Genomic DNA, 16,866 nt, shown 5'->3' with positions numbered 1-16,866 from the left:
GGGGTCAGCGCTTGTTCAACGCGTGGTAAAGCTCGGGACGACGGTCGTTGAGGTAGCGATTGGCGGCGCGGGAATCTGCCATCAACTGTCGATCCAGCTCACCGACGATCAATGCTTCATCGAGTCCGGCCTGGGCGATACGGCTGCCGTCCGGCGCGGCGATGCTGCTTTGTCCGCAATAGTGGATCTCGCCTTCCTGCCCGCAATAATTGGCGTACGCCACGTAACACTGGTTTTCGAAGGCACGGGAACGCACGGTAACGTCAGCGACGAAATCGAACGGAATCATGTTTGCCGTCGGCACCAGAATCAGCTCGGCACCGGCCAGCGCCAGACGTCGCGCGTTCTCCGGAAACTCCAGGTCGTAGCAGATCAGAAAACCGAGTTTCCAGCCGTTGAGTTCAACCACCGGAAAATCATCTTCGCCGGGGCTGAACATCGATCGATCAAGATCGCCGAACAGATGGGTCTTGCGGTAATTGCACAGGCGCTCGCCGTGCGCGTCGATCAACTGCACGGCGTTGTAGATCTGCCCGTCGGCCGTGCGCTCGGGGTAACCGTAAGCAATCGCCAGCCCGGCGGCTTTGGCGATTCGACCGATCTGTTGCGCCCATTCACCGTTGTAGACCTCGGCCAGCGTACTGACTGCCTCGGCGCCGATGTTGTAGCCGGTCAGGAACATCTCCGGCAGCACCAGCAGGTCGGCACCCTTGGCCTCCATTGCCAGTTGCTGCAGGCGATGCAGGTTGGCGGCGGGTTCCAGGGGCAGCGGTGGACATTGGTAAAGGGCGACACGCATCGGGAATTCCTCTTACTCGGGCAGGGCGATAGGGCCGATGTCTTTGAACACATCACCCGGGCCCGGGTTCTCTTTATGTGTCGAACCGCCGAAATGCTTCATGATCCCCCACACCGCGTTGAGCGACGTCTGCACCGCGCCTTCGACCCACGCCGGGGTCCACGATACGTCGTCACCGGCGATGAAAATCCCCCGCTGCTCGGCTGGCATGTCGTCCTGCATGAAGTGCGCGTACATGCGCTGGTTGTAGCGATAGTGGCCGGGCAGGGCGCCTTTGAATGCGCCGAGGAAGTACGGGTCGGCTTCCCACGACACGGTGATCGGATCGCCGATGATCCGCGCGGCGATATCGACTTTCGGGTAGATCTTCTTCAGCGCGTTCAACGCCAGCTCTACGCGTTTTTCCACCGGGTGCGGCAGCATCTTCAGCGCGTCGCTCATCCACGAGTAGGACAGGCAGATCACTCCCGGCTTGTCGTCACCGTTGTCGAACAGATAGGTGCCGCGGGTCAGGCGATCGGTGAGGGTCATGCTCATCAGGTCGCGACCGGTTTCCGGGTCCTTGTCCTTCCAGAATGGCCGGTCGACCATGACGAAGGTCTTCGACGACTGCATGTAGCGCGTGCGATCCAGCGCCATCCACATCTTCTGCGAGAACAGGGTTTCGTCGCATTCGATCTGCGTGGTCAGCAGCCAGCTCTGGCAGGTGGTCAGCACGGCGGCGTATTCGCGGGTGTCGCCGTTGTTGTCGGTGACGGCGAAACGGCCGTCCGGCGCGTGAGCGATTTTCTTCACGCCGGAACGCGGCGCGCCACGGTGCAGGGATTTCAGGCTGGTGCCTTCCGGCCAGTGCACGCAGCGCTCCGGCACATGGCGCCAGATGCCTTGCGGCACTTGTTCCACACCGCCAACTACCAGATGCTGGTGATCGTCGCAGTTGGTCATCACCACGCGGAAGATTTCCAGCATCGAATTGGGGAAGTCCGAGTCCCAGCCACCGGTACCGAAACCGACCTGACCGAACACCTCGCGGTGATGGAACGACAGCTTGGCGAAGGCCTTGGACGTGGCCACGAAGTCGTAGAACGTGCGGTCGTCCCACAGCGGCACTAGTTTGTTCCACAGCTCTTTGAGGCGTGGCACATCACGATCACGGATGGCTTGCTGGATATCAGCGAACTGCGAGCCCGCCTCCAGCGCATCCGCCCAGGCGTCAGCCACTTCCTGGAACAGTGCAGGAAGATCCTTCAGGCTTTGTGCGTAATGGGTTTTGCCTTCGAGATCGATCACCGTGCTGCCGGAGGCCGGCGTCAGCGGGTTCGGGAACGGTTTGGTCTCGAGACCGAGCTTGTCGACGTAATGATAAAACGCAGTTGAGGACACCGGGAAACGCATGCCACCCAGTTCCGCGACGATGCCGTCGGTGCCGTTGAACGCTTGCGAACGCAGGCGGCCACCCAGTTTCGAGGCCTCGTACACCACTGGTTTCAAGCCGAGCTTCATCAGTTCGTAGGCGGCCACCATACCCGCGATACCCGCGCCGACAATCGCCACTTCAGCGCCGTGATGGTGTTCAGGAATGCTGCCGAGACCGGCCGGGTGTTCGATCCAGTCGTCGAAGGCGAACGGAAAGTCCGGGCCGAAAATGGTGACGGGTTTCTTACCGTCTGCAGGATGGCGATTGTTCTTGTTCATGGCTGACCTTGCTGGCGACCCGACGCAGGATGCGCGTCTGAGTATAGGAAAAGATGCCAGCCATTCTAGGGAGCGTAGAACACGTTAATAAGACGCAAAGTGTCGTCGTTTTGCCAGTTAACTGATCAATATGACGATTACTGACTTCACTCCGACCAAATGTAGGAGTGAGCCTGCTCGCGATGAGGCAATCAAGCTCACCAGCGCTCAAACCGGCTGCCCCCGATCAATCTTGCTGCTCAAAATGATCGAGGTCGTGGTCTTCTCCACCCCATCCACACTGCCAATCTGATCCAGCAACTGATCGAGCTGCTCCGGCGAATCTGTGCGCAGCCACGCCACATAATCAAATTCGCCACTCACCGCACACAACTGCTGCACCTGCGCCATCGCGCTCAACCGGCGCAATACCTCTTTGCCGGAACGCGGCTGCACCTTTATCCCGACATACGCCTGCAACCCGCCATCGACCACGCGCTGCCCCAAACGTACGCCATAACCGGTGATCACCTTGGCCCTCTCCAGCCGCGCCAACCGCGATGTGACGGTGGTCCGCGCAATGCCCAGCTGCCGGGCAAGCATGGCCACGCTTTCGCGGGCGTTGATTTGCAGGGCGGCGATCAGCTGGCGGTCGATTTCGTCTAAGGCGGGGGGGCGGGTGTCGGGCAAGGGGCGGCTCCGTGACTGTTGAGGGCGGATGAGTTTGCATGTTACAGGCACTAACTGCGACACGCTGCAGGCGATGACTGAGCACGTCACTTATGCCTGGAGGCAATTGTTGCGCCAAAACAAACATCAAATATTTGGTTTGACTTGCCGGGCCTATTTATCAAGAATGCCAACAAGAGCGCGAAATCTGCTGCCTTGCAGGGCTTTAGCGGACGTAGGTACCTCAGCGATGCTGCAACATCGGTGTAAGGTGAGACCTCTTCATCCCATTTCCTGAGGATGCAAATATCAGGATTCAAATATAAAGGGCAGCCAAATGGCTGCCCTTTTCTTTGTCTTCAAGAATGTACCGCTTGTACAAAAGATCGCCATGGCGGTGCTTGTTCATTGCTCTTGACGGAGCGTGCATGAAATTCCAGAGGACGTGCCCGTTCCGCACATCGACCACGACGAGCATGTCGTTTTTTGCCTCATAGGCGTTGATGAATGCCAATCGGAAACCGCCATTATCGTAGAGGACTTTCCATACTTCTAATGGTCCCGCCAGCGTGTCGATGGCATGCCGAACATAGCGTTCTCGGGAGTCTGGACGTTTCTCGACTATATGGGCCAGTTTGTCTCGCATGACTGCAACGTTTCCAATAGGCGTGAGGATGGTAACCGCCAATACGGAGTCGTCGAAGAACCCGAAGTGATCCAAGAGGATTTTGAGGGCGCCTTCTGCGTCGTCAGCCCTCTTTATTTCTTCTATTGCGGCTGACCGAAGCTCTCGCGATAACGTTCTCAGATCGGGTAGAGCAAGGTCGATCCAGGTTTGTTGATCGGCTGCTTCCTTTATCAGTGGCGCAGCATTCACAAGCATAAAAACAATCTTGGACGGGCAGTGGCGTCCGGAGATTACTTGTCTGGGGAAACAGTCAACAAGGCGCGGGGAGGGGAGAAAACATAACTTCGGAACATTCCTACAGCCTTCGGGGAGGTCTTCCGAACATTGCGCTCGCAAAGATTGTCCCCTCAACTGATCGCCCAAGAAAAAGCCGCGCATGTAGCGCGGCTTTCAAATGTGGTGGGCCCACACGGACTTGAACCGTGGACCAAAGGATTATGAGTCCTCTGCTCTAACCAACTGAGCTATAGGCCCTCAGTAGGCCGCGGATTATAGCGACGGTTTGGCGGCTGTGCTATCCGAATAATCCGATACGGTTACACGAAGAAACGTTGCGGCGAATTCTTCCGGAGGTAGCGGCAGGCTGACGATGTAGCCCTGGATCTGTTCGCAGCCTTCGGCGGCGAGGAATTGTTGCTGGGCCTGGGTCTCGACGCCTTCGGCGATCACGGTGAATTGCATGCTCCGGCCCAGAGCGATGATCGCGCGGACAATCGCCGCGTCGTGCGGGTCATCGGGCAGTCCGCGAACAAAGGACTGGTCGATCTTGAGGATGTCCAGCGGCAGGCGTTTGAGGTAGCTGAGCGAAGAATAACCGGTGCCGAAGTCGTCGATCGCCAGTTGTACGCCCAAGTGTTTGAGCTGGTGCAGCACCGCCAAGGCCTCCTCGGCCTGGCTCATGATGAAGTTTTCGGTAATTTCCAGTTGCAGTAAATCCGGCTGCAGACGGTTGTCCCTGAGCAGTTGTTCGATGCGTCCGAGCAGATTCGGCTGGCGTAGTTGCGCACCGGCGAGGTTGACTGACAGCGGGCCGAGGCTGTCGTAGATCTGGCTCCACTCGAACATCTGCCGGCAGGCGGTCTCGAGCACCCAATCGCCGATCTGCAGGATCATGCCGTTCTCTTCGGCCAGTGGAATGAAGTGCTCCGGCGGCACTTCGCCGAAGGTCGGGTGACGCCAGCGGATCAGTGCTTCGGCACCGACCAGGCGATGGTCGTCGAGGCTGATTTTCGGTTGGTAGTAGAGGAACAACTCTTCGCGCTCGATGGCCCGGCGCAGTTCGTGCTCCAGTGCCACGCGCTCGCTGGCCTGGGCAGTGAGGTCGCGAGTGTAGCTTTCGACGCGGTTGCGGCCCTTGGCCTTGGAGCGGTACATCGCCGCGTCGGCGTTTTTCACCAAGGTGGCGACATCGCAGCCATCCCGTGGATAGAGGCTGGTGCCGATGCTGGCGCTGATGAAGAACTCGTGCTCACCGGCCTGAAACGGTGCGCCAAAGCAGTTGAGCAGTTTGAATGCGATGTTGTCGGCATCGCTGGCTTGTTGCAGACCCGGCAGCAGAATGATGAATTCATCACCGCCCAGTCGTGCGACGGTGTCGATATCACGCAGTTGTTCTTTCAAACGCACGGCAATGCCTTTGAGCAGCAGATCGCCAACCGGGTGGCCGAGGCTGTCGTTGATGTGTTTGAAGCGGTCGAGATCGAGGAACAGCACCGCGCCCTGACCACCGTTTTCCTGCTGACTGTTCAGCGCGGTGAGCAGGCGACTTTCGAACAGGGTGCGATTCGGCAGGCCGGTGAGCGGGTCGTGGTGCGCCTGATAATCGAGCTTGGCTTGTGCGTGTTTGAGGCTAGAGATATCGGCGAACACCGCGACGAAGTGGGTGATGAACTTGTCGCGGTTGCGTACGGCGCTGATGGTCAGCCAGCTCGGATACAACTCGCCGTTCTTGCGCCGGTTGGAAATCTCGCCCTGCCAGTGTCCCTCAGCAGTCAACTGGTGCCACATTGCCGCATAAAACGCGCTGTCATGCAGTCCCGAGGCGAGCAGACGCGGGGTGTGACCGAGGGCTTCGCTTTCGCTGTAGCCGGTGATTTCGGTGAACGCACGGTTCACCGCGCTGATGTGCTGCTGGGTGTCGGTGATCAACACGCCTTCGGCGGTGCTCTCGAAAACGGTGGCGGCCTGCTGCAGTTTTTCCTGCATCAAATGGCGCTCGGTGATGTCCCGGGCAATGGTCAACATGCAGTCTTCTTCGCCGATCGGCAACGGACGGCTGGAGACTTCGCACAGTCGGATTTGCCCGTCGCTGCGGCGGATATGGCAGGTGAAATCGCGTACGAAGCCGTCGCGGTGCAGCAGGTCGAGCATCTGCTTGCGTTCGTTGAGGTTGACCCAGATCCCCAGATCCAACGCCGAGCGATCCACCGACATCGCGCTGTTGAACCCGGTGATGCGGCTGAAGCCCTCGTTGACTTCCAGCAGCAAGCCATCGCTCTGACGCGACAGCAACAAGCCGTCCGGCGAGGCGTGAAAGGCCTTGGCGAACTTCTCTTCAGAGGTTTGCAGTTGCTGTTGGGTTTCCTTGAGCTGGGTGATGTCGCGCACGACCACCACCAGCGCCGGAGTGGTGTCGAGGTCGAAGGGCTCGGCGGAGATCAGACCGGTGAACACCTGGCCGTTGTTGCGGCGAAAGGGCATCTCCAGGTTGCGGATGCTGCCGGCCTGCAAGCGCTGTAACAGCCCGGGCCCGACCCCGGGGATGCCCCAGATATTCAGTTCAGTGGCGGTCTGGCCGACCACGTCTTCCGCCTTCAGGCCAATCTGCTCTTCAAAGGCTTCGTTGACCTCCAGCAGACAGCCGTCGGACAACCGCGCGATCACGAGGATATCCGGGCATTGCTGGAACACCGACGCGAACTTCTGCTCCGAAAGCCGCAGCGCCTCCTCAGTGCGCTTGGTTTCGCTGATGTCGATCATCAGCCCGCGCATCACAGGCTCATGGCCATGTTCAATCAGACTGACAATGTCACGCACCCACAGGCAGCGCCCGTCAGCGGTGATCACCCGATAGTCGAGGGTGTGATCGCGTCCGTCGCGTACCGCCTCATCGCAAATGGCCTGGGCGCGGGTCAGGTCGGCGGGGTGAATGATGTTGCGCCAGAAGCCCGGAATCAGCCAGTGCGCCTGTGGATAACCGAGCAGATCTTCGGCATGGGGCGACACATAGCTGTAGGTGAAGTCGCTCATGCGCGCTTCCCAGGCGATGGCCGACAGGCTCTCGACCAATCCGCGGTAATGATATTCGCTGCTGCGCAATTCCTGTTCTAGATCGACGCGGCGGGCGATTTCCGAACTCAAGCGGCGATTGATGCGAATGACCACCGCCAGAATGCTGACCAGCAGCAACAGGCCCGGAAGGCCATAGATCAGAAGATCCGACCAGAATGTCCGATGGTCCAGAACATTACCGACCCAATGTTCCTGAATGCTGCTGATTTCCTCGGGGCTCATGTCCGCGAGGACTTTGTCCAGAATACCCACCAGCATTTTGTTGTCGCGGGGTACGCCCATTGCCAGCTGATAGCGATACGGCGTTTCGCCGCTCACGTATAAACCGTCGAGCTTGAGCTGGCGCAGACTCCAGACGCTGGAGGCAAGGTCGCCGACCACGGCGTCTACCTCATCGGTAGCCAGAGCCTGCAAGGCCGAGCTGACATTGGGCATGGCCACCAGATTCAGGTCGGGATGGTGGGTGCGCAGAAGTTCGTGGGGGGCGTAGTTTTCCACCACGGCGATCTTCAGACCGTACAGGTCCTCGATTTTGCGCGGTTGTGCGCCGCCGATATGGGCGAGAATCACGATCGGAAAGTCGAGGTAGGGGCGGGTAAACGACAGATAGTTCTGGCGCTCCGGCGTGGACATGATCCCTGGCAGCAGGTCGATCTTGCCGGTTTTCACCTGCGCCAGCACTTCGGTCCAGCTCGATGGCTCGACCGGATTGAGTTTGATCGACAGGCGCTGGCGGATCACGTCGATATAGTCGGCGGCCAGGCCTTGATAGCGATTCTGTTCATCGCGGAACTCGAACGGCGGCCACGATGCATCGACACCCAGGCGCAAGTCCGGGTGAGCCGCCAGCCAGCTACGTTCTTCATCGGTCAGAGTCAGCGCGTCAGCCGTTGCGGTCCAGATCATCAGTGACAGCAAGAAAAGCACGGGCGCCAGTCTGGGCATAACCGTCTCGTTATGGCACGGGATTCATTGTTTCGAGTGTAGACGGGGTATGCCGGGGAGGGGCGGTGCGAGGGATTTAATCTGCCGCATAAACAAAACCCCCGGCCTGGGCCGGGGGTTCTGGTATCACTCGTCGAGGAAGGAGCGCAGATGCTCGCTTCGCGTCGGGTGGCGCAGCTTGCGCAGCGCCTTGGCTTCGATCTGACGGATCCGCTCACGCGTTACGTCAAACTGTTTGCCCACTTCTTCGAGTGTGTGGTCGGTGTTCATGTCGATACCGAAGCGCATGCGCAGAACCTTGGCTTCACGGGCAGTGAGGCCGGACAGCACTTCGCGAGTCGCTTCTTTCAGGCTTTCAACGGTTGCAACATCGATTGGCGACTGCATGGTCGAGTCTTCGATGAAGTCACCCAGATGAGAGTCTTCGTCATCACCGATCGGGGTTTCCATGGAGATCGGCTCTTTAGCGATCTTCAATACCTTGCGGATCTTGTCCTCAGGCATTTCCATGCGTTCGCCCAGCTCTTCCGGGGTCGGTTCGCGACCCATTTCCTGCAGCATCTGGCGGGAAATGCGGTTGAGCTTGTTGATTGTCTCGATCATGTGCACCGGAATACGGATGGTGCGGGCCTGGTCGGCGATCGAGCGAGTGATCGCCTGACGGATCCACCAGGTGGCATAAGTCGAGAACTTGTAACCACGACGGTATTCGAACTTGTCCACCGCTTTCATCAGACCGATGTTGCCTTCCTGGATCAGATCGAGGAATTGCAGGCCGCGGTTGGTGTACTTCTTGGCGATCGAGATCACCAGACGCAAGTTGGCTTCAACCATCTCTTTCTTCGCGCGGCGGGCCTTGGCCTCACCGATCGACATGCGACGGTTGATGTCCTTGATTTCGGCGATGGTCAGACCGGTCTCGGTTTCCAGCGCGATCAGTTTCTGCTGGCAACGGATGATGTCCGGCTGGACGCGACCAATGGCTTCGGCGTATTTGCTCTTGCCTTTGGCCAGGGCGTCGGACCAGCTTTCGTCGACTTCATTGCCCGGGAACTGACGCAGGAAATCGGCGCGAGGCATACGTGCATCACGTACACACAGTTGCATGATCGCGCGCTCTTGCTGACGCAGACGATCCAGGGCGCTGCGAACACGCTCGACCAGGGCTTCGAATTGCTTCGGCACCAGTTTGATCGGCATGAACAGCTCGGCCAGGGCCAGCAACTCGGCAATCGCTGCCTTGTTGTGACGACCGTGCTTTTTCAGGGCCTTGCGGGTGATTTCCATCTGATCGGACACAGCGCCAAAACGCTGGGCCGCGATGACCGGATCCGGACCGCTTTCGGCTTCTTCTTCGTCATCCGAAGATTCGGCGTCATCGTCGTCGGTATCGTCGTCAGCCTTGGCGGCTTTCGCGTCGATCGGCGGTGGCACTTCGGCGGCCGGCGGCGCAATGCCGTCGTCCGGGTCGATGTAACCGCTCAGAACGTCGGACAGGCGACCACCCTCGGTGGTGACGCGAGTGTACTCGGAGAGAATGTGGTCAACCGTGCCAGGGAAGTGCGCGATCGCGCTCATCACTTCACGGATGCCTTCTTCGATACGTTTGGCGATTTCGATTTCGCCTTCACGAGTCAGAAGCTCGACCGTACCCATTTCACGCATGTACATGCGCACCGGGTCAGTGGTGCGACCGATATCGGTCTCCACCGCTGCCAACGCAGCGGCTGCTTCTTCCGCAGCGGCCTCGTCGGTATCGGCGTCGGCCAACATAAGGGCGTCCGCATCCGGAGCACTCTCGTGTACGGGGATCCCCATGTCGTTAATCATGCGGATGATGTCTTCCACCTGCTCCGGATCTGAAATATCCTCGGGCAGATGGTCGTTGACCTCGGCGTAAGTCAGATACTTCTGCTCACGACCCAGTTTGATCAACTCAATAATACGAGACTGCTGTTGCGCTTTTCCGGACATAACACCCTATCCACTGAAGGTCTTGGCGGGCAAAAAACAAGCCGAGGATTATACCTGAGCTATGACCTCACGCGCCAGTTGAGGTCGGGTTTGATGCGGAAACATTGCGACTTAAAAGGTCGCGCAGTTGATTTTTCTCTTCGGCGCTCAGTTCGCTTTGACGCGCTTTCCTGAGCAACTGTTCCAGATTTCGCTCGCGTTGGCGGGCTGACAAGCTAGTAATGGTGTCGAAAAACTGTTGTTCAAGGTTTTCTCCGTCAATCAGCCACTCCTTTTCCGCCAGCGCTTTCAACAAGCGACCCTGTTCAGTGCCGTGCCATCGCGCGATCAACTGAAATGAGTTTAGCTTGGGATTCTTCTGTACGGCTTCGAGCAGCGCCACAAGCAACTGTGCGTTGGTCTGATTTTCGTCCGCAATGTGCCCGGCGTCCTCGACGCGCTCGGCCAGTTGCGGGTGATGCAGCAATGTTCGCAGGGCGGTCAGGGTCGGTGATTCGACGCCAATCGGCGTGCGCGGGCGTTGTTGATCGCGATCGCCGCCACGCTTGCCGTTCTTGTCCCAGGGTTTCTTGTCCCATTTCTTGCCGCCGGCGCCGGGTTTCTTCGGCGTCCACTCCTGCTGCGGCACATACATGTCTTGTGCCTGCGGCTGATGGTAGTCGCTGTAATCCGGCATTGCGTCGTAATCGATGCCCGGATCGTAGGCGGGCGGCGCTTCCTGCGGCGCGCTTTGCGCCAGCTGGCTGACGGTTTCGCTGCTCAGACCGGTAATTTCGGTCAAGCGCTGGCGCATCAGGATGCGCAGGTTGGCGCCCGGCACTTTGTCGATCAGCGGCGCGGCGAGGGTGGCCATATGGGCCTTGCCTTCGAGCGAGCGCGGATCGGCTTCCTCGGTCAGTTGCTGGAAGAAATAATCGGCCAGCGGTTGCGCATGTTGGTTGATTCGGGCCTTGAAGGCATCAGTGCCTTCGGCGCGAACCAGGGTGTCCGGGTCTTCGCCTTCGGGCAAAAACAGAAACCGCGCGCGGCGCCCGTCCTGCAGGCACGGCAATGTTGCTTCCAGTGCGCGCCATGCGGCGTTGCGGCCGGCCTGGTCACCGTCGAAGCAGAACAAAACGTTCGGCACTACCCGAAACAGACGCTTGAGGTGTTCTTCGCTGGTTGCAGTGCCCAGGGTCGCGACGGCATTGCGCAAACCTTGCTGGGCGAGGGCGATGACGTCCATGTAGCCCTCGACGACGATGATTTCGTCGAGGTTGCGGTTGTTCTTGCGTGCTTCATAGAGGCCGTAGAGCTCCTGGCCTTTATGAAAGACCGGGGTTTCCGGCGAGTTCAGGTATTTAGGCTTGTCGTCGCCGAGTACCCGGCCACCGAAAGCGATGATGCGGCCGCGGGTATCGCGGATCGGGAACATCACGCGATCGCGGAAGCGGTCATAGCGTTTGCCGGTTTCGGCGTTCTCGATCAGCAGTCCGGCGTCGATCATGGCCTTCTGCTGCAAAGTGTCGCTGCTCAAATGTTTGAACAGGTTGTACCAGCCCGGCGGCGCGAAGCCGAGACCGAAGTCCCGGGCGATCTCGCCGGTCAGTCCGCGGCCCTTGAGATAATCCACCGCAGCCTTGCGCGCCGGATGACTCTTGAGCGCCTGGCGGTAGAAATCGGCGGCGGCGGTGAGCAGCGGGTACAGCGGCGAATCGGTTGGCTGCCGCGGTTTGTGCGGGCGGCCACTTTCTTCGCGGGGGATTTCCATGCCGGCGGCTTTAGCCAGGTCCTCAACCGCCTGGGGGAAATCCAGGTTGTCGTGGTCCATGAGAAAGCCGAGGGCGTTGCCGCCGGCGCCGCAGCCGAAGCAGTAATAGAACTGCTTGTCGGGGCTGACGCTGAACGATGGGGTTTTCTCTTTATGGAACGGGCAGCAGGCGGTGTAGTTCTTGCCGGCCTTTTTCAGTTGCACACGCGAGCTGACCACGTCGACGATGTCGGTGCGGTTCAGGAGGTCGTCAATAAAGCTCTGGGGAATCAGCCCGGCCATGGCGTTCTCGTCTGCGCTGTAATGAGTCCGATGCGAAGGGCGGCCGGACGCAGGTCTTGAGTGAGGCGCACAAAATGGGCGGCTCGACCGGGTTCGGTTGCGTGATCGCTGTCGGGAAGTGTATCTGCCGAAAAACCACTGACGTTAGTACTCATCAGTTTTCGACTATTTGAAAGTGTTGCGCTGAATCCGCTGACGGCCGATAAATGGCCCCGGATAGCTCAATAAAACGGGCACGCATGCAGGTGCCTTGGGCTGATCGTCGTAAGAGGAATCAGTGGGTGTGCTCGTCAGTAGCCTTGAAAGGCTCGTCAGAAAAGACGTGCACCGCTGGCAAAAGAGCCAGGTCTGACGCGTGAAGCAGATTTGTCTCGGTCGCGTGTGCGGCTTCGACGGTGAAGCATCAAGCGTTTTACGCAAATGCCATTAGCCCGGCTGAGGGCCGGGCTTAGGCAAGAAACTTGCTACGATCGTCTGTGTATTAGTACAGACGAACGGCGCGGCGCTGTTCGCGCTGAACTTTCTTGGCGTGACGCTTAACAGCGGCTGCTGCTTTGCGCTTACGCTCAGAAGTTGGCTTCTCGTAAAATTCGCGGCTACGAACTTCAGCCAGTACACCGGCTTTTTCGCAGGAGCGCTTGAAACGACGCAGAGCTACGTCGAAGGGTTCGTTCTCTTTAACTTTGACGGCTGGCATCCAGAGCTACCTTCATTCATTACCGGGGTCAACATCCTCGCGGCAAAAGAGCACTTGAAGACGTCGGTTTTTAAGGGTTGCGGATGTTAACCCCTCATCGCTCGGAATGCAAAGCCTCTGATCGAAAACCGCTAGTCGGGGCATCGCATGGCGACTATTATGCGCGCCTTCGAATTCAGCCTAAACAAGGCGCAAACCCATGCTAGTACTGGGATTAGAAACCTCCTGCGACGAAACCGGCGTCGCATTATACGACAGTGAACGCGGCCTGCTGGCCGACGCGCTGTTCAGCCAGATCGACCTGCACCGCGTCTATGGCGGCGTGGTGCCGGAGCTGGCCTCGCGTGACCACGTCAAACGCATGCTGCCCTTGATTCGTCAGGTGTTGGCCGAGGCCGACTGCGTGCCGACCGAGATCGATGCGATCGCCTACACCGCGGGCCCGGGCCTGGTCGGGGCGCTGCTGGTCGGTGCTTCGTGCGCTCAGGCACTGGCGTTTGCCTGGGGCATTCCGGCACTCGGTGTGCACCATATGGAAGGCCACCTGCTGGCGCCGATGCTGGAGCCAAAACCGCCGGAATTCCCGTTCGTCGCTTTGTTGGTTTCCGGGGGGCATACGCAGCTGGTTCAGGTCGATGGTATTGGCCAATACAGCCTGCTCGGCGAGACCCTCGACGATGCCGCCGGCGAAGCGTTCGACAAAACCGCGAAAATGATGGGCCTCAATTATCCGGGCGGGCCGGAAATCGCCAAGCTGGCCGAGAAGGGCGTCGTAGGACGTTTCACCTTCCCGCGTCCGATGTGTGATCGCCCGGGCCTGGATTTCAGCTTCAGCGGCTTGAAGACCTTTGCTCTCAATACCTGGCAGCAATGCGTCAACGCCGGGGACGACAGCGAGCAAGCCCGTTGCGACATCGCGCTGGCGTTCCAGCAGGCCGTGGTGGAGACTTTGACCATCAAGTGCAAGCGCGCCCTGAAACACGCGGGCATGAAGCGTCTGGTGATCGCTGGCGGCGTCAGCGCCAACAAGGCCTTGCGCGCTTCACTGGAAAAGATGCTCGGCGACATGCAGGGCGATGTGTTCTACGCCCGCCCGGAGTTCTGCACCGACAATGGCGCGATGATCGCGTTTGCCGGTTGTCAGCGTTTGCAGGCCGGTCAGCAGGAAAGTCTGGCGATCAGCGTGCAGGCGCGCTGGCCGATGGAGCAGTTGTCGGCACTGTGATTGGGGGTGCGATTGGCGGTGTGGCTGAGCGGTATTTAAAAATGCCGTTCGCGCCCGGCAAACAGGTCGCGTAGATTGCCGCGGTGGCGCCAGACGATCAGCAATGTCAACGCGCTCATCGGCAGCAGCGCCTCCGGTTCTTGCCACGCCAGTAAGGGCAAGGTCAGGGGCGTGGCGATCAGCGCCGCCAGCGAGCTGGTACGGGTCAGGTAGAACGTCAGCAGCCAGGCGCACACCGCCAGCAGCGCGGCGGGTGGATACAGGCCCAGCAGCATGCCGGCGGCGGTGGCGACGCCTTTGCCGCCGCGAAAACGGAAATACAGCGGGAACAGGTGACCGATCACGGCGCACACGCCGATCCAGGCCTGATCCTGCAGCGAAAGGCCTGCGGCCGCTGCGATCAGCACCGGCAGCAGGCCTTTGCACAGATCACCCAGCAGGGTCAGGATCGCCAGTTTGCGACCGGCCAGGCGCAGCATGTTGGTGGCGCCGGCATTACCCGAGCCACTCATTCGCGGATCCGGGTTTCCGGTCAGGCGGCTGAGCAAAATGGCGAAGGACAGAGAGCCGAGCAGGTAGGCGAGAGTCGCCAGTAACCAAAACATGCTAACTATTCCGGGCGAGGACGCCCTGATTCTAACGGCGCATTGCGCCCTTGTCGTGCAGCGGAGAAAAGTGCTTGGACAGAGTGTTTATCGAGGGCCTGGAAGTCGACACCGTGATCGGTGCTTACGACTGGGAGCGGGGCATTCGACAGTGCCTGCGTCTTGATCTGAGCTTCGCCTGGGACAATCGCCCGGCCGCCGCCGGTGACGACCTGACCCTGGCGCTCGATTACGCCAGCGTTTCCACGCGCATCCAGGCCTTTGCCGAGCAATCCCAATATCAACTGGTCGAGACCTTTGCCGAGCGCCTGGTCGAAGTGCTGATGGCCGAATTCAAGATCACCTGGGTTCGTCTGAAACTGACCAAGCCGGGCGCCGTGCCGGCCGCCAAGGGTGGCGTGGGTGTGGAGATCGAGCGCGGATGTCGCTGACTCAGGTGTACCTCGGGCTCGGTAGCAATATCGAGCGCGAAACCCATTTGCGCGCCGGGCTCGACGCTTTGGCGACGTTTCTGGTGGATATCCGCTGTTCGGCGGTGTTCGAGAGTCAGCCGGTGGGGATCAAGAGCGGGCCTTTCTTCAACTTCGTGGTCTCGGCGTTTACCGATCTGCCCTTGATGGAGCTGGATCGGCGCCTGAAATTCATCGAAGCCGATAACGGTCGCTATGCGCCGGATCGCAAGGGGCTGCCGCTGGATATCGACGTGCTGTTATACGGCGATCTGACCGGTAACTTCGACGGCTTGATCCTGCCGCGTGCCGAAATCCTGAAAAACGCCTTTGTGCTGTGGCCGCTGTCGCTGATTGCGCCGGATCGAGTGCATCCGGGTGTGGGAAAAAGCTTCGCGACGTTGTGGGCCGAGGCGCAGATTGATCAGGTGTTGGCGCCGGTGGCCTTTGAGTGGCGTGGGCAGCAACTGACGTCTTCGGATTTACGTTGAATTAACGGCCGCTTTCGCGAGCAAGCCCACACATTTGGAATGCATTCCCCTTGTGGGAGCGGGCTTGCTCGCGAAGCTTTTCAGGCTGACGCCTTGTCTTTGTAGGCTTTTAGCGCCTTCAGTCGTTCTCGCTTCAGCGCTTCGCCCAGTTCCGGGCCTTTGAATCCCTTCTCCAGCAACGGCTGCACCGCGACTTCCCGCGCAGCCTGGGCAGCGCCGCGTAAATAATCGGCCTGTGGATAACTTCTCTGCTCCAGCCCTTTACGGCCTCGGGCGTCCATTTCGCATGCGCCGATAAACTCTTCAAACCGCTGCGGTCGTCGATACACATCAAAGCTCTGCAACAGCTCCAGCAATGTTGAGGCCTTCAATTCCAGCGCCCGGTGACAGTGGGTGTGGTACTTGCCGACAAGCAAGGCCAACTCCTGACAATCCTTCGGTGCCTTGAAGCGTTCGTTGACCGCTTTGATCAGCTTCAACCCAGTGTGTTCATGGGCGATATGTCGTGGCCACTCTTCTTCCGGCGTCAGGCCTTTGCCGAGGTCATGCAGCAGGCAAGCCCAGCGTACTGTCAGCGGTTGTTTGTGCAGCGCTGATTGCTCCAGAACGCTGAGAGTGTGCAGGCCGGTGTCGATTTCCGGGTGATGCACTTCCGGTTGTGGCACGCCAAACAGCGCGTCGACTTCCGGCATCAGTTCTTTCAGTGCGCCGCAATCGCGCAGCACCTGGATGAATACCTGCGGCTGATCTTCCATCAGTGCGCGGGAGATTTCTTTCCAGCTGCGTTCGGCGGTCAGCGCCTGCAGTTCGCCGGACTCGCTGAGCTGGCGCATCAGTTCCAGTGTTTCTGGTGCGACAGTGAAGCCAAGACTGGCATAACGGGCAGCAAAGCGCGCAACGCGCAGCACGCGGAGCGGATCTTCGGCGAATGCGGGGGAAACGTGGCGCAGGATCCGCGCTTCGAGATCGCGTTGCCCATGATAGGGATCGGTGAGGTTCTGCTGGTCGTCCTCAGCTATCGCATTGATGGTCAGATCACGACGGATCAGGTCTTCTTCCAGAGTGACTTCGGGGCTTGCGTGAAAAGTGAACCCGCCATAACCGCGACCGCTTTTGCGTTCGGTACGGGCAAGCGCGTATTCCTCGCCGGTATTCGGGTGAAGGAATACCGGAAAATCCGCACCCACGGGGCGAAACCCTTGGGCGAGCATTTCCTCAGTGGTCGCGCCCACCACCACCCGATCAACGTCGGTGACCGGTATACCCAGCAAGCGATCGCGTACCGCACCGCCAACCTTGAAAATCTGCATAAAAAACCTCCGTTAGC

At 59.4% G+C, this 16,866-nt stretch carries 13 protein-coding genes and 1 tRNA gene; 3 read left to right on the top strand and 11 right to left on the bottom strand.

All coding sequences use genetic code 11. The features are described 5' to 3' along the window. Positions 1-4 precede the first annotated feature (4 nt). The 9 genes from AC3WMV_RS18585 to rpsU all read right to left on the bottom strand — a co-directional run bounded on the left by AC3WMV_RS18585 (position 5) and on the right by rpsU (position 12,769). Positions 5-799 carry a carbon-nitrogen hydrolase family protein gene (locus tag AC3WMV_RS18585; RefSeq protein ID WP_041070017.1) on the bottom strand — a complete coding sequence of 265 codons (795 nt, stop codon included), beginning with the start codon at positions 797-799 and terminating at the stop codon, positions 5-7. Between the two features lie 12 nt (positions 800-811). Continuing rightward, positions 812-2,494: a flavin monoamine oxidase family protein gene (locus tag AC3WMV_RS18580; protein ID WP_103368688.1), complete on the bottom strand. Its 1,683-nt coding sequence runs from the start codon at positions 2,492-2,494 to the stop codon at positions 812-814. A gap of 207 nt (positions 2,495-2,701) precedes the next feature. Further along, positions 2,702-3,163, bottom strand: coding sequence for an Lrp/AsnC family transcriptional regulator (locus AC3WMV_RS18575; RefSeq protein ID WP_027610706.1), 462 nt, complete (start codon positions 3,161-3,163; stop codon positions 2,702-2,704). A gap of 295 nt (positions 3,164-3,458) precedes the next feature. Beyond that, the gene (locus AC3WMV_RS18570; protein WP_103368687.1) at positions 3,459-4,025 is read right to left on the bottom strand and encodes a PBECR2 nuclease fold domain-containing protein; all 567 of its coding nucleotides are present in this window, start codon (positions 4,023-4,025) and stop codon (positions 3,459-3,461) included. A 202-nt stretch (positions 4,026-4,227) separates the two neighbouring features. Next, positions 4,228-4,304: transfer RNA gene (locus tag AC3WMV_RS18565), tRNA-Ile, on the bottom strand. 15 nt (positions 4,305-4,319) lie between these two features. Next, positions 4,320-8,066: a bifunctional diguanylate cyclase/phosphodiesterase gene (locus AC3WMV_RS18560; RefSeq protein WP_103368686.1), complete on the bottom strand. Its 3,747-nt coding sequence runs from the start codon at positions 8,064-8,066 to the stop codon at positions 4,320-4,322. A 126-nt stretch (positions 8,067-8,192) separates the two neighbouring features. Next, complete coding sequence (rpoD, locus tag AC3WMV_RS18555) at positions 8,193-10,040, bottom strand: RNA polymerase sigma factor RpoD (RefSeq protein ID WP_027610709.1); 1,848 nt, start codon at positions 10,038-10,040, stop codon at positions 8,193-8,195. Positions 10,041-10,107: 67 nt separating this feature from the next. Next, on the bottom strand, positions 10,108-12,072 hold the full coding sequence (gene dnaG / locus AC3WMV_RS18550; protein ID WP_103368685.1) for a DNA primase: 1,965 nt from the start codon (positions 12,070-12,072) through the stop codon (positions 10,108-10,110). Between the two features lie 481 nt (positions 12,073-12,553). Beyond that, the gene (gene rpsU, locus AC3WMV_RS18545; RefSeq protein WP_002551877.1) at positions 12,554-12,769 is read right to left on the bottom strand and encodes a 30S ribosomal protein S21; all 216 of its coding nucleotides are present in this window, start codon (positions 12,767-12,769) and stop codon (positions 12,554-12,556) included. 199 nt (positions 12,770-12,968) lie between these two features. Between rpsU and tsaD the strand changes: the two genes are divergently transcribed. Then, positions 12,969-13,994 (top strand): tRNA (adenosine(37)-N6)-threonylcarbamoyltransferase complex transferase subunit TsaD, encoded by a 1,026-nt coding sequence (gene tsaD / locus AC3WMV_RS18540; RefSeq protein WP_027610710.1) that lies wholly within the window; start codon positions 12,969-12,971, stop codon positions 13,992-13,994. 35 nt (positions 13,995-14,029) lie between these two features. Here tsaD and plsY read toward each other — a convergent pair whose 3' ends face one another. Beyond that, a complete protein-coding gene (plsY, locus tag AC3WMV_RS18535; RefSeq protein ID WP_041070041.1) occupies positions 14,030-14,599 on the bottom strand; it encodes a glycerol-3-phosphate 1-O-acyltransferase PlsY in 570 nt (189 codons plus the stop codon). A gap of 74 nt (positions 14,600-14,673) precedes the next feature. Between plsY and folB the strand changes: the two genes are divergently transcribed. Together folB and folK are read left to right on the top strand one after the other, a co-directional pair. After that, positions 14,674-15,030: a dihydroneopterin aldolase gene (gene folB, locus AC3WMV_RS18530; RefSeq protein ID WP_003228857.1), complete on the top strand. Its 357-nt coding sequence runs from the start codon at positions 14,674-14,676 to the stop codon at positions 15,028-15,030. Continuing rightward, a complete protein-coding gene (gene folK / locus AC3WMV_RS18525) occupies positions 15,021-15,539 on the top strand; it encodes a 2-amino-4-hydroxy-6-hydroxymethyldihydropteridine diphosphokinase (RefSeq protein ID WP_097089125.1) in 519 nt (172 codons plus the stop codon). The genes folB and folK overlap by 10 nt, the downstream gene beginning before the upstream one ends. An 80-nt stretch (positions 15,540-15,619) precedes the next feature. Here folK and AC3WMV_RS18520 read toward each other — a convergent pair whose 3' ends face one another. Next, entirely contained in the window at positions 15,620-16,849 is a 1,230-nt protein-coding gene (locus tag AC3WMV_RS18520; protein ID WP_097089127.1) for a multifunctional CCA addition/repair protein, read from the bottom strand. Positions 16,850-16,866: the final 17 nt, after the last annotated feature.

It is taken from the genome of Pseudomonas sp. FW305-3-2-15-E-TSA4 (genome assembly GCF_058787295.1).
The sequence above is the reverse complement of the archived record's forward strand: the minus strand, read 5'-3'. Positions and strand labels throughout refer to the sequence as shown.

Bases quoted from the DNA above. Each gene is read 5' to 3' on its own strand.
- AC3WMV_RS18585 (WP_041070017.1), bottom strand. From the start codon at position 799: ATGCGTGTCGCCCTTTACCAATGTCCACCGCTGCCCCTGGAACCCGCC.
- AC3WMV_RS18580 (WP_103368688.1), bottom strand. From the start codon at position 2,494: ATGAACAAGAACAATCGCCATCCTGCAGACGGTAAGAAACCCGTCACC.
- AC3WMV_RS18570 (WP_103368687.1), bottom strand. From the start codon at position 4,025: ATGCTTGTGAATGCTGCGCCACTGATAAAGGAAGCAGCCGATCAACAA.
- AC3WMV_RS18560 (WP_103368686.1), bottom strand. From the start codon at position 8,066: ATGCCCAGACTGGCGCCCGTGCTTTTCTTGCTGTCACTGATGATCTGG.
- rpoD (WP_027610709.1), bottom strand. From the start codon at position 10,040: ATGTCCGGAAAAGCGCAACAGCAGTCTCGTATTATTGAGTTGATCAAA.
- dnaG (WP_103368685.1), bottom strand. From the start codon at position 12,072: ATGGCCGGGCTGATTCCCCAGAGCTTTATTGACGACCTCCTGAACCGC.
- rpsU (WP_002551877.1), bottom strand. From the start codon at position 12,769: ATGCCAGCCGTCAAAGTTAAAGAGAACGAACCCTTCGACGTAGCTCTG.
- tsaD (WP_027610710.1), top strand. From the start codon at position 12,969: ATGCTAGTACTGGGATTAGAAACCTCCTGCGACGAAACCGGCGTCGCA.
- plsY (WP_041070041.1), bottom strand. From the start codon at position 14,599: ATGTTTTGGTTACTGGCGACTCTCGCCTACCTGCTCGGCTCTCTGTCC.
- folK (WP_097089125.1), top strand. From the start codon at position 15,021: ATGTCGCTGACTCAGGTGTACCTCGGGCTCGGTAGCAATATCGAGCGC.
- AC3WMV_RS18520 (WP_097089127.1), bottom strand. From the start codon at position 16,849: ATGCAGATTTTCAAGGTTGGCGGTGCGGTACGCGATCGCTTGCTGGGT.